A 16,176-nucleotide genomic window follows, 5' to 3' on the forward strand; every position below is an offset into this window, starting at 1 on the left:
CAAGCGTCCGGCGATGCACCGGGCGCGTCACGACAAGGGAGACATTTCGTATGAAACTCAAGACGCACCTGATGGCCGGCACCGCCGCCACTCTGGTGGCCCTGTCCGGTTCCGCGCTGCTCGCGCAGGACATGACCGGCCCCAACGGCGAGACCCTGGCCGAGAACCAGACCTTCACCTACCGCGTCCTCGACGAGTTCCCGTCGATCGACCCCAACCTCATCGAGGACGTCGAAGGCTCCGCCATCGGCCGCAACCTCTTCGAGGGCCTGATGAACCAGGACAGCGAGGGCAACGTGGTCCCCGGCGTCGCCACGGGCTACGAGGTCTCCGATGACGGGATGACCTACACCTTCACGCTGCGCGACGACGCCCGCTGGTCCAACGGCGAGCCCGTGACCGCCGGCGACTTCGTCTATTCCTGGCAGCGCGCCGCCGACCCGGCGACCGCGTCCGAGTACCAGTGGTACATGGGCCTGATGGCGATCGAGAACGTCGACGCCGTGATGGCCGGCGAGATGGAGCCCTCCGAGCTGGGCGTGACCGCGGTCGACGACCACACGCTCGAGGTGCGCCTGTCCCAGCCGCTGCCCTACTTCGCGCAGATGGTGACGCACACGACGACCTTCCCGGTCCCGCAGGCGACCATCGAGGAGTTCGGCGACGCCTGGACCCAGCCGGGCAACATGGTGTCGAACGGCGCCTACGTCCTGTCCGAGCGCGTCCCGCAGGAGCGCATCGTCCTGACGAAGAACCCCGAATACTGGGATGCCGAGAACGTCTACCTCGAAGAGGTGACCGCGCTCATCATCAACGACGAGAACCAGGCGTTGACGCGCTATCTCGCCGGCGAGCTCGACCAGACCGACGTGCCGGCCGGACAATATCCGCGCCTGAGCGAGGAATATCCCGAGCAGGCCGTGTCGGTGCCGAACCTGTGCACCTACTACTACAACGTCAACGTGACCGAGGCCGGCCTGCCGGCGCTGCAGGAGCAGTCGGTCCGTCAGGCGCTGAACCTCGCCATCGACCGCGACGTGATCGTCGAGAACGTCACCGCCGGCGGCCAGCGGCCCGCCTACTCGCTGACGCACTGGGCGACCGCGGGCTTCGAGGTGCCGGAGGCCGACATCATCGGCATGACGCAGGAAGAGCGCAACACGATGGCGCAGGAGATGCTGGCCGAGGCGGGCTACGGTCCCGACGGCGAGCCGCTCAACGTCGAGATCATCTACAACACCTCTGACGCGCACCGCTCCATCGCGGTGGCGATCGGCCAGATGTGGCAGCAGACGCTGGGTGTCGAGACGACGCTGTCGAACCAGGAATGGCAGACCTACCTGACCACCCGGGGCGACAAGAACTACCAGGGCGTCGCGCGCGCCGGCTGGTGCGCCGACTACAACGAGGCGTCCTCGTTCCTCGACATCATGCAGTCCGATTCCGGCTACAATGACTCGGGCTGGACGAACGAGGAATACGACGCGCTGCTGGCCGAGGCCCGCACCGCCGAGGATCCGCTGCCGCTCTACCAGCAGGCGGAAGCGATCATCCAGGAAGAGCTGCCGATCCTGCCGATCTACTTCTACTCGACCGTCTTCATGATGGACGACGCGATCGAGGGCTATCCGCTCGAGAACGCGCAGGACAACTGGTACGCCAAGGACCTGTACCGGGTCGCCGAGTCCGAGTAACCGGACCCTCGCACGACTGACCGCCCGCGCCCCGATGGGGGCGCGGGCCTTCGCTTTCGCGCCCAGCGGAGGAATCCCCCCTCATGTTCGCATACATCGTCCGGCGCCTCGCGGTCGCGGTCCCGACGCTCCTCTTCCTCGTCGTCTTCTCGTTCGTGCTGATGTTCGCCGCGCCCGGCGGGCCGTTCAATTCCGAGCGTCCCCTGCCGCCGCAGATCATGGCCAACATCGAGGCGCGCTACGGACTCGACCAGCCCTACTGGAAGCAGATGTGGGACTACGTCGTGGCCGTGGTCACGCAGTTCGATTTCGGCCCGTCCTTCCAGTACCGGGACCGCACGGTGAACGACATCATCGCGCAGGGCTTTCCCGTGACGCTGACCTACGGGCTGTGGTCCGCCATCGTCGCGGTGATCTTCGGCGTCGCGCTGGGCGTCGTCGCCGCGATCCGGCAGAATTCCTGGGTGGACTACACGGCCGTCGGCATCTCGATCGGGGCGCAGGCGCTGCCGAACTTCGTCATGGGCCCGATCCTCGTCCTCGTCTTCACGCTCTGGCTCGGCCTGCTGCCGGGCGGCGGCTGGTACGGGGGACAGTGGCAATACGTGATCCTGCCGGTCGTCGCGCTATCGACCTCGTACATGGCCTCGATCGCGCGGATCACGCGTTCCTCGATGCTCGAGACGCTCAATTCCAACTTCATCCGCACGGCCAAGGCCAAGGGCCTGCCGATGCGCCGGGTGATCGTGCGGCACGCGCTGAAACCGGCGCTCCTGCCGGTGCTGAGCTATCTCGGCCCCGCCGTGGTCGGCATGATCACCGGGTCGGTCGTGGTCGACGTCATCTTCTCGACCGGCGGGATCGGCCAGTTCTTCGTCAACTCCGCCTTCAACCGGGATTACGCCGTCATCATGGGGATCACGATCCTCGTGGGCGCGCTGACGATCACCTTCAACCTGATCGTCGACATCCTCTACGCGTGGATCGATCCGCGCATCCGCTACTGATGGGGAGGGACGGACGATGACCGAACCCCGCAATCCGGGCACCGACACCCGCGACATCGATCATATCGAGAGCGAGAAGCACGGCGAGCCGCAGGCCGAGATCCTCGACGCGACGGGCGAGCTCGGCGAGGTGAAGGGCCGCTCGCTCTGGGCCGATGCGCGGATGCGCTTCTTCCGCAACAAGGCGGCGGTCTTCTCGCTGGGCGTGCTGGGGCTGGTGATGCTCTTCGCCTTCTTCGGCGGCTTCCTCGCGCAGTACGACCCGGCCCAGGTCGATTTCTCGCTGATGGGGGCGAACGCCTACCGGGGCGTGCCCTCGATCGAGACCGGGCATTATTTCGGGACCGACGTGGACGGCCGCGACCTCTACGCCCGGACCGTGATCGGCACGCGGATCTCGCTGCTGGTCGGCATCGTCGGCGCGCTCGTCGCGGTGATCGTCGGCACGCTCTACGGGGCGACGGCGGGCTATGTCGGCGGACGCACCGACCAGATCATGATGCGGATCGTCGACGTGCTGATGTCGATCCCCTTCATGTTCGTGCTGATCCTGATGCTGGTGATCTTCGGCCGCTCGATCCTGATGCTGTTCATCGGCATCGGCCTGATCTCGTGGCTGGACATGGCCCGGATCGCGCGCGGCCAGACGCTGTCGATCAAGAACAAGGAATTCGTCGAGGCGGCCGTCGCCACCGGCGTGTCCTCGTGGCGGATCATCCTGCGCCACGTCGTGCCGAACCTGCTGGGGATCGTGATCGTCTACGCCACGCTGCTGGTGCCCGGCATGATCATCTTCGAGAGCTTCATCTCGTATCTCGGCCTCGGCATCCAGGAGCCGATGACCTCGCTCGGCGCGCTGATCAACCTCGGCACGGCGCAGATGAATAACGGCACGCTCTGGATGCTGCTGTTCCCGCTGGCCTTCTTCCTCGTGCTGCTCTTCGCGCTGTTCTTCGTCGGCGACGGCCTGCGCGACGCCCTCGACCCCAAGGACCGCTGAGCCATGGCCATGACCGATACCCAGACCGCCCCGGCGCGCCCCCAGGCGGACGGCGCCCCGGTTCTGACGGTGCGCGACCTCGCCGTGACCTTCGAGACGCCCGACGGCGCGGTCGAGGCCGTGCGCGGCGTCGATTTCGAGCTGCGCCCGGGCGAATGCCTCGGCATCGTGGGCGAAAGCGGCTCGGGCAAGAGCCAGTCCGCCCTCGCCGCGATGGGCCTGCTCGCCCGCAACGGGACCGCGACGGGGCGCATCGACTTCCTCGGCAACGACATGCTGGCCGCCTCGGACCGCGAGCTGCTGAAGATCCGTGGCAACGACATGTCGATGATCTTCCAGGACCCGCTGACCTCGTTGACGCCGCAGCTGCGGATCGGCCAGCAGATGCGCGAGGTGCTGGAGATCCACCGGAAGCTTCCCCGCAAGGAGGCCGACCGGATCTGCATCGAGTGGCTCGAGAAGGTCCGCATCCCGGAGGCCGAGCGGCGGCTGCGGCAGTATCCGCACGAGCTTTCGGGCGGCATGCGCCAGCGCGTGATGATCGCCATGGCGATGCTCTGCGGGCCGCGGCTGCTGTTCGCGGACGAGCCGACGACGGCGCTCGACGTGACGGTGCAGGCGCAGGTGCTGGACCTGATGGACGATCTCAAGCGCGATACCGGCACGGCCATCGCGCTCATCACCCATGACATGGGCGTGGTCGCGCGGATGTGCGACCGGATCATCGTCATGCGCCATGGCCGGGTGGTCGAGGCGGGCACGGCGGAGGAGATCTTCGGCAATCCGCAGCACGACTACACGAAGATACTGCTCGACGCCGTGCCGCGCATCGACAAGGTCAAGCGCAGCGGCAAGGGCGAGATCGACATCGACGCCGGACGGGGCGAGGAGCCGCTGCTGAAGGTGCGCGACCTCAACGTCCATTTCGACGTGCGCATGCGCGGCGGTCTCTTCGGCACCACGCGCAAGCTGCGCGCGGTCGACGGCGTGTCCTTCGACCTGCGCCGGGGCGAGACGCTGGGCGTCGTCGGCGAGAGCGGTTGCGGCAAGTCCACGCTGGCGCGGGGGGTGCTGAACCTGATCCCGCCGACCGGCGGCACGGTGGCCTGGCTCGGCCGGAACATCGCGGGATCGGACCGGCAGCAGATGAAGGCGCTGCGCAAGGACCTGCAGATCGTCTTCCAGGATCCGCTCGCCTCGCTCGACCCCCGGATGACGATCGGCGCCTCGATCGCCGAGCCGCTGCAGGTCCACACCCCCGAGATGCGCGGCGCCGAGCGCGCGGCCAAGGTGCGCGAGATGCTGAACCGGGTCGGCCTCGACCCGGCCATGATCAACCGCTACCCGCACGAGCTGTCGGGCGGGCAGAACCAGCGCGTCGGCATCGCCCGCGCCGTCATCACCCGGCCGAAGCTGGTGATCTGCGACGAGGCGGTCTCGGCCCTCGACGTCAGCGTGCAGGCGCAGGTGGTGGACCTGCTGATCGAGCTGCAGAAGACGATGGGGCTGACGATGATGTTCATCAGCCACGACCTCAGCGTCGTGCGCGAGGTGAGCCACCGGGTCATGGTCCTCTATCTCGGCCGGGTCGTCGAGCTGGCGGGACGCGATGCGATCTACACCGATGCGCGCCACCCCTACACCAAGGCGCTGATCGCCGCCGTGCCCGTCCCGGACCCGGAGCGCGAGCGTGCGCGGGAACGGGTCCGCCTGTCCGGCGACCTGCCCAGCCCGCTCGACACCCGCGCGCCTCTGCGGTTCCTCAAATCCGTGGTCAAGGACGATCCGGTGGCCGAGCAGTACCGCCCGAAGCTGGTCGAGGTCGCGCCGGAGCATTTCGTGGCCGAGCACGACCCCGGCCTCGGGAGCGAGGGCCTTCGCGCCTGAGATCGGTGGGGGGGGGGCGCCGCGCCCCGCCGCGCCCCGCCCCGCATTGACGGACCGGACCGGCGGGCGGGGCGGGCCATGACCCTTGGCGATGGCCCGGGCGGCCCGTCAGGAGGCGATGGTCGCCCGGACGGCCCGCTGCCAGGCGGCGTATCTCTCCTCCCGCGCGGGCTCGTCCATGCCGGGCTCGAAGGTGCGGTCGAGCCGCCAGGCCTCGGCGAAGCCCTCGGGCCCGGGATAGAGGCCCGCGCGATGCCCGGCGAGCCAGGCGGCGCCCAGCGCCGTCGTCTCGGTCATGCGCGGACGGTCCACCGGCGCGCCGAGGATGTCGGCGAGGAACTGCATCGCGTAATCGCTCGCCGTCATGCCGCCATCGACCCGCAGGGTCGGGCTGTCGGCATCCGGCCAGTCGGCGCGCATCGCCTCGAGCAGGTCGCGGGTCTGGAAGCCGACGCTCTGCAGCGCGGCCCGGGCCAGCTCCGCCGGGCCCGAGCCGCGCGTCAGTCCGAAGATCGCGCCGCGGCAATCGGGTTCCCAGTAGGGGGCGCCGAGGCCGGTGAAGGCGGGGACGAGGATCACCTCCTGCCCGTCATCGGCCTGCGCGGCGAGCGGGCCCGTCTCGGAGGCGTGGCGCACGATCCTGAGCCCGTCGCGCAGCCATTGCACGACCGCCCCGGCGATGAAGATCGCACCCTCCAGCGCGTAGGTCGTCTCGCCGTCAAGCCGGTAGGCGATCGTCGTCAGCAGCCGGTTCGAGCTGCGGACCGGCGTGTCCCCGGTATTGAGCAGCGCGAAGCAGCCCGTCCCGTAGGTCGATTTCAGCATGCCGGGGCGGAAGCAGGCCTGTCCCAGCGTCGCCGCCTGCTGGTCGCCCGCGACGCCCAGGATCGGGATCGGGTGGCCAAACAGGTCGGCCCGCGTCTCGCCGAACTCGGCGGCATTGTCCCGCACCTCGGGCAGCATCGCCATCGGGATGCCGAGAAGGGTGCAGATCTCCTCCGACCAGGCATTGGCCCTGATGTCGTAGAGCATGGTGCGGCAGGCATTGGTGGCGTCGGTGACGTGGGCGGCGCCGCCCGTCAGCTTCCAGATCAGCCAGGTGTCGACCGTCCCGAACAGCAGCTCGCCCGCCTCGGCCCGGGCGCGGGCGCCCTCCACCTCGTCGAGCAGCCATTTCAACTTGGTCGCCGAGAAATAGGGGTCGATCAGCAAGCCCGTCGTGGCGGTGACCGTCTCGCCATGGCCGGCCGCCTCGAGCTCGCGGCAGAAGGCGGCGGTGCGCCGGTCCTGCCAGACGATGGCGTTGTGGATCGGCTGGCCGGTCGCGCGGTCCCAGACCAGGGTGGTCTCGCGCTGGTTGGTGATGCCGATGGCTGCGATGTCGGCCCCCGTGAGCCCCGCCTTCTCGATCGCCGCGCGGGCGGTCGAGGCGGTCGTGGACCACAGGTCCGAGGGATCGTGCTCCACCCATCCGGAGCGGGGGAAGTGCTGGGCGAACTCCTCCTGCGCGGTGGCGGTGACGGCCATGTCGGCGTCGAAGATGAGCGCGCGCGAGGAGGTCGTGCCCTGGTCGATCGCGAGGACGTGGCTCGGTCCGGTGCCCCTCTCGGTGGTCGCCATGGCATGGTCCTCCCCGCTCTGCCTGCGGGGACAGAGTAGGAGCGGGCGCGGGCGACGGCCAGCCCCCCGGAAACCGGTCCCGGGACCGGGAGGCGCGGCCGGGCCGCGGGGGGTGGCTCAGATTGCGGGAGCGGGTGGGGGGCGACGGGGCCATCCCCCGGACGCCGAACCCGGGACCGGGAGAGGCGGGCCGGGTCGCGGAAGGTGGCGCGGAGTGCGGCAGCGGACGGGGTGCGGCGGCCCGTGTCGGGGCAATGCCCGGCCCATCCGGGGCAGCGGAACCCGGTTCGTCCGGCGGCCGATCCCGCTGAGCGGCGCCGGGTTCGGCTACCGCCAAGCCCCGGGTCAGGTCGGCCGACCCGGGTGGGGGCCAGATCACTGGGGCACTTCACGGAGGACCAGACCACGGGGGCCAGATCACGGGGGCCGGCCCCGGGGCCAGATCACGGAAGGCCAGCCCCCCCGGGGCGGGTCGGCGCGCGCGGGACGGCTGGGCCGATCGGGCGTCCATGGGCTCTCTCCTCCCCGATCGGCGCTCTCCCGCACCCCGGAAGGGGAAGGCCGGCCTAACGCCCGCAGCTCTCCCAGCGCAGGGTCGCCCCCGCGCTCTGCCATGTCAGCGCCCCCCCGTCGCGGGCGAGGCGGACGAGATCCTCGTAGCGGCCGCCCGGCCCCTCGCACGCCATGCGGGCGACGATTCCGCCGCTCGCGCCAGGGCGCACCTCCTGGGGGATGCAGACGGTGTTCGCCCCCTCGACCCGGCGGGGGCCGATCACGAAGGGGGCGGCGCAGCTCTCTCCCCAGGTTCCGTGCATCGCCGGGGGCAGCGCGTTGCCGCTCGGCACGGCGCCGTCCGCCACGGGCATGCAGGCGGCCAGGACGAGGAAGGGCAGGGCGAGGAGGGCGGGGGCGGAGCGGGGCAGGACGGGGAGGGGCAGGGCGGCGCGCATGGTCCCAGCCTACCCGCCCGCGCGCACCTTGGCGAGGCGGGGCGGGCGGGATACATCCCGCCCATGCGCTGCTTCGTGTCCCTTCCCGTGCCCGAGCCAGTCGCCCGCGCGCTCGAAGCCGTGCAGGAGGGGCTGCCCTTCGGTCGCCCGAGCGATCCCGACCAGTTCCACGTCACCCTCGCCTTCCTCGGCGAGCTGCCGGACCGCCGGGTCGAGGCCGCGCACGAGGCGCTGGAGACGCTGCGGCCGGACCCGTTCGAGCTGCATCTCGCCCATGTGGACCGGTTCGACCGCGAGGACGGACGGATGATCTGGGCCGTGCCCGCCGATCCCGCCCCCCTGGCGGCGCTGGCCGCGCGCGTCGCGTCGCGCCTGGCCGGGGCCGGGATCCGGCTGGAGCGGCGGCGCTACCGCCCGCACGTGACGCTGGCCCGCCTGACCGAGGCGCAGTCGATGCGCGACGAGGAGATCGCGCGGTTCCTCGCGACATGGCACGCCCCGCCCGTGCCCGCCTATGCCCCCGACCGGTTCTCGCTGGTGCAGTCGATCCCTGCGGGGGGCGCCCATCACCACGAGGTGCTGGCCGACTACGCGATCGGCCCCGGCTTCCTGCCGGACTGACCTCAGGGCCGCTGGTCGCCGACGCGGTTGAGCGCCACCCGGTAGAGGCTGGTCGTCGCGGTGATGAAGAGCTCGTGTCTGGCCCGCCCGCCGAAGCAGACGTTCGATACCCGCTCCGGCACCAGGATCTTGCCCAGCAGCCGTCCCTCGGGCGAGATGCAATGCACCCCGTCCCCGGCCGACGACCAGACGTTGCCGTCGCTGTCGAGCCGGATCCCGTCCGAGGCGGGCACGTCCACGCTGTGGAAGGGGCGTCCGTTCATCGGGCGCCCGCCCACCATGTCGTAGACGCGGATGCCGCGCTCGTCCTCCATGTGCATCCGCCCGGTATTCGCGACGTAGAGCAGGCTCTCGTCCGGCGAGAAAGCCAGGCCGTTCGGCCCCGTCATGTCATCGATCATCAGCGTCAGCCCGAAACCGTCCGGATCGGCCCGGTAGACCTGCAGCGGCAGCTCGGCCTCCGCCGCGTGGCCCTCGTAGTTCGAGCCGATTCCGTAATGCGGATCGGTGAACCAGATCCCGCCGTCGCGGGCCACGACCACGTCGTTGGGCGAGTTCAGCCGCTTGCCGTCGAAGCTGTCGGCGATCACGGTGATCGACCCGTCATGCTCGGTCCGGGTCACGCGGCGGGTGCCGTGCTCGCAGGTGACGAGCCGGCCCTGCCGGTCGCGGGTATTGCCGTTCGAGAAATGGCTGTCGGCGCGGTAGACCGAGAGACCCGTCTCGGGCGACCAGCGCATCATCCGGCTCGACGGGATCTCGGAGAAGAGCAGGCAGTTCATGTCGCCGAACCAGACCGGCCCCTCGACCCAGTCGAACCCGGTGGCGAGCTGCTTCACCCGCGCCGCGTGGAGGATGTAGCGGGCGAAGAGCGGGTCGTGGATCTCGACATCGGTCGGGGCGGGCATGATCCTCTCCTCCTCGTCCCGGCCTGCGGCGCCGGCGGGACGAGACTGCCCGAGGGGCCCGACGGGGGCAAGCCGACGGGGGCAGGACGGCGGGGGCAGGACGGCGGGGGCAGGGGGGCGGCGGGGGGAGGCGGCCCTTGCGCCGTGCCGGCCATCCCCGGATGAAGGACCATGCAGCAAGGGAGGGCCCCCATGACACGGAACCTGTTCGACCTGGCCGGGCGGCGGGCGCTGATCACCGGATCGTCGCAGGGGATCGGTCTGGCCCTGGCGCGCGGCCTTGCCGGGGCGGGGGCGCGGATCGTGCTGAACGGCCGCGACGCGGTCCGGCTGGAGGAGGCGGCCGAGGGGCTGCGCGCCGAGGGGGCGGAGGTCCGGACGCTGCCCTTCGACGTGACGGAGACGGACGCGGTGCGCGCCGCGGTCGACGGGTTCGAGGCCGGCACCGGCGCGATCGACATCCTCGTCAACAACGCGGGCATGCAGCACCGCGCCCCGCTCGAGGACTTTCCGGCCGAACGGTTCGAGGCGCTGCTCCAGACCAATGTCGCAAGCGTCTTCCATGTCGGGCAGGCGGTGGCACGGCACATGATCGCCCGTGGCGCGGGCCGGATCGTGAACATCGCCAGCGTGCAATCCGCGCTCGCCCGGCCAGGAATCGCGCCCTACACGGCCACGAAGGGTGCGGTCGCCAACCTGACCAAGGGGATGGCGACCGACTGGGCACGGCACGGCCTGCAGGTGAACGCCCTCGCCCCCGGCTATTTCGACACGCCGCTCAATGCCGCCCTCGTCGCGGACCCGGACTTCACCGCCTGGCTCGAGAAACGTACGCCCGCGGGTCGCTGGGGCCGGGTCGAGGAGCTGGTCGGCGCCTGCATCTTCCTCGCCTCGGATGCCGCCTCCTTCGTGAACGGGACGGTGCTCTATGTGGACGGGGGGATCACGGCCTCGCTCTAGGCGCGCCTCCTCCCGCGGCATGGGCCCTTGGCGGCCGCCGGGCCGGGAGACCCACGATCGCTGCGAAGGGCGAGCGTCCGGCGGTTGCCATGCGGGGCCCCGGGGCCCAGAGGGGCCGGACCGCCGGCCCGCGGCGGCATGGACCGACAGGGAAGGACACGCCCCATGACCCCGACGCTCGAGATGCTCGCCCGCGAGCAGCAGGAACTGCCCCTGCCGCGCTTCGACTACGAGATCGCCTGGCAGCTCGGTTCCGCGATGCGCGAGGAGGCCGCGGCGCAGGCCCTGCCGGTCGCGATCACGATCGCCCACGGGACCGAATTGGTGATGTCGGTGCTGATGCCGGGGGCGACGCCGGACAACCTGTCCTGGGCGGCGCGGAAGCGGGCCGTCGCGCACCGGTTCCACCGCTCCTCCCTCGCGATCCGGCTCGAGGCGGAGAAGGGCGGCTACGATCTCAACGCCGTCTTCGCCCTGCCGGCCGGGGATTACGTCGCGAGCGGCGGGGCGGTGCCCCTGATGCTGCAGGGCGGGACGCTCATAGGGACCGCGGCGGTGAGCGGCCTGCCGGATGTCGAGGATCACGCGATGGTGGTCCGTGCCCTGCGCAGGGTCATCGCGGCCTGACCAGGACGGCGGTCGCCGGCTGGGTCCTGCGGCCGTCGCCGGACGCCGAAGCCCGAATGGAAGGCTTCCCGATCCGGGGCCGGATCGGCGAGAATCTCGGCGGTGCGGGGGAGAAACCAGTGGCAGCCCGTAGGGGAATCGAACCCCTCTTTCCAGGTTGAAAACCTGGCGTCCTAACCGATAGACGAACGGGCCGCGGCTGGTGCGGCGGGTCTTACGAAAAGGGGTGGGGGGGCGCAAGAGGGCGCGCGCAGAAAATTCGCGCTTGCCGCTTCGTCAGCCGTCCTGGCCGCCCGTGGCGGGGGCCGCGTCCTCGAGCTTGAGCTGCGCGGAGCGGCGCCCCTGCCAGACATTGACCTCGAGACGGCCCGCGACATGGAAACGGGCGCCGCCATGGGCCATCAGCGCGCGGCCGAGCTCCGTCTCGACCGCGCCGAAGGCGATGCCGTCCAGGCGGGGGCCGGTTCCGTCGCCGACGGCGATCTTCAGGTGCCCCTGGCCGACCTCCTTGGCCAGCATCACCCGGCAATCGGGCAGGGCGAATCGCGGCGCCGGCGCGCCCTGGCCGAACGGCCCGGCGGTCTCGAGCCGGTCGATCAGCTCGACGGTGGCCGCGCCCGGCATCAGCAGCCCGTCGAGCCGCAGGTCGCGCGGGCCCCCCGCGCCGGCGCCCTGCCGGGCGAGCAGCTCGCCGAGGCGCGCCATCGCGGCCTCGATCCGGCCCTCCTCCACCGTCAGGCCGGCCGCCATGCGGTGGCCGCCGCCCTTCAGCACCAGCCCCTCGGCAGCGAGGCGCTGTATCGCGGCGCCGATATCCACCCCGGCCACCGACCGGGCCGAGCCCTTGCCGATGCCGTCCTCGATCCCGATCACGACGGCGGGCCGGTTCGTCGCCTCCTTCACCCGGGCCGCGACGATGCCGACCACGCCCGGATGCCAGCCGGCCCCCGCGGCCCAGGCAAGGGGGCCGTCGGCCCGCGCCTCGGCCTGCGCCATCGCCGCCGTCCTGACCTGCGCCTCGATCTCGCGCCGTTCGGCGTTCAGGGCGTCGAGCCGCTCGGCCAGGGCCTGCGCCTCGTGCGGATCGGCCGTCGAGAGCAGTCGCGCCCCGAGATTGGCCATGCCGATCCGCCCGCCCGCGTTGATCCGGGGGCCGAGCATGTAGCCGAGGTGATAGGCCGTGGGCGCCCCGTCCATCCCGGCCACGTCGGCCAGCGCCCTGAGACCCGGACGCTCGCGCAGGGCCATCCGGTGCAGGCCGGCCCGGACGAGGGCGCGGTTCACCCCGATCAGCGGCGCCACGTCGGCCACGGTGGCGAGCGCGACGAGGTCCATCAGGCCCATGAGGTCGGGCAGGGGGCCGCCGCGCGGCCGCAGCCGGCGGTTCAGCTCCACCAGGACGAGGAAGACGACGGAGGCGGCGCAGAGATGGCCCAGCGCCCCGTCCTCGTCCTGCCGGTTCGGGTTCACCACGGCGACGCAATCGGGCAGCGTCTCGCCTCCGAGATGGTGGTCGAGGACGATCACGTCCGCGCCCCTCGCCGCCGCGATCGGCCCGTGGGAAAGCGTGCCGCAATCGACGCAGACGATCAGGTCGTGGCGCGCGGCGAGCCCCGCCATCGCCGCCTCGTTCGGGCCGTAGCCCTCGTCGATCCGGTCGGGAACGTAGAGCGTCGCGTCCCGCCCCATCTGCCGCAGCCAGCAGATCAGCAGCGCGGCCGAAGCGCCGCCGTCCACGTCGTAATCGGCGAAGACGGCGATCCGCTCGCGCCGGTCCAGCGCCGCGACGAGCCGCGCGGCGGCGGGATCCATGTCGCGCAGGATCATGGGATCGGGGAGGAGGTCGCGCACCTTGGGGTCGCAATGGGCCGCCGCATCCTGAGGCGCGATGCCGCCGCGCACGAGCAGGGCGCAGAGCGCGCGGGGCAGGCGGGTCGCCTGCTCCATCGCCAGGGTCAGCCGCTCGTGCTCGGCGCCGGGCCCGACCCAGCGGCGCTGGCCGAGCGAGCGTTCGACGCGCAGGAAGGCGGCTGGGAGGGGGGCGTCCTTCATGGGGCGGGGAGTATCCCGCCTCGCGGTCCGGGACCAGCCCCGCGCGATCCCGCCGCGGCAGCCGCGATCCGCCGCGTCGCCCCCCCTCCGCATGGAAAGGGAAAACCGCGGCGCCCCGACGAAGCCGGGAGCGGCGCCGCAGAAGGGCGCGCCCGGCCCCCGCCCTACCTGACCGGGTTGCGGTAGATCATCCGCCGGACCGACCCCGTCTTGGACCGCATGAGGATCGTCTCGGCCGTGACGTGGCCGGGGTCGCGCCGGATGCCGGGCACGAGGCTGCCGTCGGTGACGCCGGTCGCGGCGAAGATCACGTCGCCGGTGACGAGGTCGTCGCGGGTATAGACCCGGTCGAAATTGGTGATCCCCGCCTTCTTCGCGCGGTTCCGCTCGTCCTCGTTCCGGAACAGCAGCTTGCCGTACATCTGCCCGCCCATGCATTTCAGCGCGGCGGCGGCGAGCACGCCCTCGGGCGCGCCGCCCGATCCCATGTACATGTCGATGCCCGTCCGGGCGGTATCGGCCGTGTGCATGACGCCCGCGACGTCGCCGTCGGTGATCAGGCGGATCGCCGCGCCGGTCGAGCGGATCTCGGCGATCATCTCCTCGTGGCGGGGGCGCTCCAGCACGCAGACGGTGATGTCCGTGACCGAGCAGCCCCGGGCGGCGGCGAGCGCGCTCACGCGTTCCGCCGGGCTCATGGCGAGGGTCACCACGCCGGGCTTGAAGCCGGGACCGATCGCGAGCTTGTCCATGTAGACGTCGGGCGCATGCAGCAGCGTGCCGCGCGGGGCCATCGCGATGACGGTCAGGGCGTTCGGCATGTCCTTCGCCGTCAGGGTCGTCCCCTCGAGCGGGTCGAGCGCGATGTCCACCTCGGGGCCGGCCCCGGCGGCATGGCCCGCGCCCACCTCCTCGCCGATGAAGAGCATCGGTGCCTCGTCGCGCTCGCCCTCGCCGATCACGACGGTGCCGCGGATGTCCAGCATGTTGAGCTGGTTGCGCATGGCGTTCACCGCCGCCTGGTCGGCGGCCTTCTCGTCGCCGCGGCCGATCAGGTCGGCGCAGGCGATGGCCGCCGCCTCCGAGACCCGGGCGAGGCCGAGCGAAAGCAGGCGGTCGTGGAATTCGGGAGCGTCGGGCATCGGGGATCTCGCGCAGGAAGGGGCGTCTACGGGATGCCAGTCGCAGGCGCAGGACACAATGGTGTGAACGCTAACGCCGGGGTGTGAACGCCAACGCCGGGGTCTGAACGCCAACGCCGGCGCGGGGCCTGCCTGTCTGTCCGGGGAGGGGGCTCCGCCCCCGCTCGCTGCGCGAGCCCCCCGGAGTATTTGCGGCAAGATAAGGGGGGCGGGGTCGCGCCCGGGGGGCGGAGGAGCGCGCGACCGGCGCGGGGCGGGGGGAGCGGGCCGACGGGGCGCTGCCATCCGGCAGCGCCTTCGGGATCGGGAGGCGGTTGGCTCAGAGTTCCTCGATCCGCAAGGCGACGGCGCTCTCGGCAACGACGCCGGTCGCGTCCATCGCGGCGATTGCCTCCTCCAGCGCGCCGCGCGTTGTGCGGTGGGTGACGATCAGGACGGGGGCGGTGCCCTCGGCGTGGTCGTATTGCCGCATCCGGTCGATGGAGATGCCGGCCTCGCCGAGGGCGCGGGCGATCTTGGCCAGCGCGCCGGGTTTGTCGACCAGCGTCATGCGCAGGTAGTAGGGTGCGGGCACCGCCGCGACGGCGGCGCGGGCCGCGCGCAGTCCGGTGGCGGGCTGGCCGAAGACCGGCAACCGGATCCCGCGGGCGAGATCCATGACGTCGGCCATCACCGCGCTCGCCGTCGGCCCCTCGCCCGCGCCGGCGCCCCGCAGCACGATCTGGCCGACGCTGTCGCCCTCGAGCACGACCATGTTCGTGCCGCCCTCGAGCTGCCCCAGCGGCGAGGAGGCGGGGACGAGACAGGGCGTCATCCGCTGCTCCAGCCCCCGCCCGGTCATCCGGGCGACGCCGAGCAGCTTGATCCGGTACCCCATGTCGGCGGCGTGGCGGATGTCGTCGATGCTGACCGAGCCGATCCCTTCCAGCCGGACGTTCGGGAAGTCGACCCGCGTGCCGAAGGCGATGGCCGAGAGGAGCGCCAGCTTGTGGGCCGCGTCGATCCCGCCCACGTCGAGTTCGGGATCGGCCTCCAGGTAGCCGAGGCCGTCCGCCTCGGCGAAGGCCTCATCATAGGTCAGGCCGGCGTTCTCCATCCGCGTCAGGATGTAGTTGCAGGTGCCGTTCATCACGCCGAGGATGCGGGTCACCTCGTTCCCCGCGAGCCCCTCGGTCAGCGCCTTGACCACCGGGATGCCGCCCGCGACGGCGGCCTCGAAGCGGATCGCGGCGCCCGCGCGCTCCGCCGTCTCGGCCAGCGCCTGCCCGTGGATGGCGAGCAGCGCCTTGTTGGCGGTGACGACGTCGTGGCCGGCCTCGAGCGCGGCTTCGGTCGCGTCCTTGGCCGGGCCATCGGCACCGCCCATCAGCTCGACGAAGAGATCGATGTCGGGGCGGCGGGCCAGCGCGACGGGATCGTCCTCCCACCCATAGGCCGAGAGGTCGACGCCCCTGTCCTTGTCCCGGCTGCGGGCCGAGACGGCGACGATCTCGACCGGGCGGCCGGCGCGCGCGGCGAGCGTGGCGCCGTGGCGCTGGACGATGCGGACCACGCCGCGGCCGACCGTGCCGAGACCGGCGATACCGAGGCGGATGGGATCGGGCATGGGGCGGGTCCGGGCTGGTTTCGGGGCTGGTTTCGGGGCGGGCGTCGGAAGGCGCGGGTTGCGCCGCCGCGAGGCCTAGCCGGTTCGGCGCGCCAGTTCAAC

At 71.6% G+C, this 16,176-nt stretch carries 13 protein-coding genes and 1 tRNA gene; 7 read left to right on the forward strand and 7 right to left on the reverse strand.

Annotation, left to right across the window (positions count from 1 at the left end; translation table 11 throughout):
* The first annotated feature begins 50 nt into the window (after nucleotides 1-50).
* The 4 genes from BUE30_RS14665 (at nucleotide 51) to BUE30_RS18175 (ending at nucleotide 5,588) form a co-directional block, all read left to right on the forward strand.
* Complete coding sequence (locus tag BUE30_RS14665; RefSeq protein WP_073332642.1) at nucleotides 51-1,694, forward strand: peptide ABC transporter substrate-binding protein; 1,644 nt, start codon at nucleotides 51-53, stop codon at nucleotides 1,692-1,694.
* Between the two features lie 83 nt (nucleotides 1,695-1,777).
* The gene (gene oppB / locus BUE30_RS14670; protein WP_073332646.1) at nucleotides 1,778-2,701 is read left to right on the forward strand and encodes an oligopeptide ABC transporter permease OppB; all 924 of its coding nucleotides are present in this window, start codon (nucleotides 1,778-1,780) and stop codon (nucleotides 2,699-2,701) included.
* A 16-nt stretch (nucleotides 2,702-2,717) separates the two neighbouring features.
* The gene (locus tag BUE30_RS14675; protein ID WP_083601404.1) at nucleotides 2,718-3,701 is read left to right on the forward strand and encodes an ABC transporter permease subunit; all 984 of its coding nucleotides are present in this window, start codon (nucleotides 2,718-2,720) and stop codon (nucleotides 3,699-3,701) included.
* 3 nt (nucleotides 3,702-3,704) lie between these two features.
* Nucleotides 3,705-5,588, forward strand: a complete 1,884-nt coding sequence (locus tag BUE30_RS18175) for an ABC transporter ATP-binding protein (protein WP_342068329.1) — start codon at nucleotides 3,705-3,707, stop codon at nucleotides 5,586-5,588.
* Nucleotides 5,589-5,696: 108 nt separating this feature from the next.
* On the opposite strand, the gene glpK is transcribed toward BUE30_RS18175, so the two are convergent.
* Both glpK and BUE30_RS17855 read right to left on the reverse strand, forming a co-directional pair.
* A complete protein-coding gene (glpK, locus tag BUE30_RS14685; RefSeq protein ID WP_073332650.1) occupies nucleotides 5,697-7,208 on the reverse strand; it encodes a glycerol kinase GlpK in 1,512 nt (503 codons plus the stop codon).
* Between the two features lie 566 nt (nucleotides 7,209-7,774).
* The gene (locus BUE30_RS17855) at nucleotides 7,775-8,158 is read right to left on the reverse strand and encodes a hypothetical protein (protein WP_073332653.1); all 384 of its coding nucleotides are present in this window, start codon (nucleotides 8,156-8,158) and stop codon (nucleotides 7,775-7,777) included.
* Nucleotides 8,159-8,221: 63 nt separating this feature from the next.
* On the opposite strand from BUE30_RS17855, the gene thpR reads away from it, so the two are divergent.
* Nucleotides 8,222-8,779 (forward strand): RNA 2',3'-cyclic phosphodiesterase, encoded by a 558-nt coding sequence (gene thpR / locus BUE30_RS17860; protein ID WP_073332658.1) that lies wholly within the window; start codon nucleotides 8,222-8,224, stop codon nucleotides 8,777-8,779.
* A gap of 2 nt (nucleotides 8,780-8,781) precedes the next feature.
* On the opposite strand, the gene BUE30_RS14700 is transcribed toward thpR, so the two are convergent.
* Nucleotides 8,782-9,687, reverse strand: a complete 906-nt coding sequence (locus tag BUE30_RS14700) for an SMP-30/gluconolactonase/LRE family protein (RefSeq protein ID WP_073332662.1) — start codon at nucleotides 9,685-9,687, stop codon at nucleotides 8,782-8,784.
* Nucleotides 9,688-9,879: 192 nt separating this feature from the next.
* Between BUE30_RS14700 and BUE30_RS14705 the strand changes: the two genes are divergently transcribed.
* Complete coding sequence (locus tag BUE30_RS14705) at nucleotides 9,880-10,647, forward strand: SDR family oxidoreductase (protein WP_073332666.1); 768 nt, start codon at nucleotides 9,880-9,882, stop codon at nucleotides 10,645-10,647.
* A gap of 165 nt (nucleotides 10,648-10,812) precedes the next feature.
* Complete coding sequence (locus BUE30_RS14710; RefSeq protein WP_083601406.1) at nucleotides 10,813-11,274, forward strand: heme-degrading domain-containing protein; 462 nt, start codon at nucleotides 10,813-10,815, stop codon at nucleotides 11,272-11,274.
* Nucleotides 11,275-11,394: 120 nt separating this feature from the next.
* On the opposite strand, the gene BUE30_RS14715 is transcribed toward BUE30_RS14710, so the two are convergent.
* From BUE30_RS14715 to BUE30_RS14730, 4 genes are all read right to left on the reverse strand, one after another.
* Nucleotides 11,395-11,469, reverse strand: a tRNA-Glu gene (locus BUE30_RS14715).
* Between the two features lie 81 nt (nucleotides 11,470-11,550).
* Nucleotides 11,551-13,326, reverse strand: coding sequence for a single-stranded-DNA-specific exonuclease RecJ (gene recJ, locus BUE30_RS14720; RefSeq protein WP_073332671.1), 1,776 nt, complete (start codon nucleotides 13,324-13,326; stop codon nucleotides 11,551-11,553).
* 164 nt (nucleotides 13,327-13,490) lie between these two features.
* Nucleotides 13,491-14,468 carry a class II fructose-bisphosphatase gene (gene glpX, locus BUE30_RS14725; RefSeq protein ID WP_073332675.1) on the reverse strand — a complete coding sequence of 326 codons (978 nt, stop codon included), beginning with the start codon at nucleotides 14,466-14,468 and terminating at the stop codon, nucleotides 13,491-13,493.
* 319 nt (nucleotides 14,469-14,787) lie between these two features.
* Nucleotides 14,788-16,074, reverse strand: coding sequence for a homoserine dehydrogenase (locus tag BUE30_RS14730; protein ID WP_073332680.1), 1,287 nt, complete (start codon nucleotides 16,072-16,074; stop codon nucleotides 14,788-14,790).
* Between the last annotated feature and the right edge of the window lie 102 nt (nucleotides 16,075-16,176).

The organism is Wenxinia saemankumensis (assembly GCF_900141735.1).
GTDB classification, from domain to species: domain Bacteria; phylum Pseudomonadota; class Alphaproteobacteria; order Rhodobacterales; family Rhodobacteraceae; genus Wenxinia; species Wenxinia saemankumensis.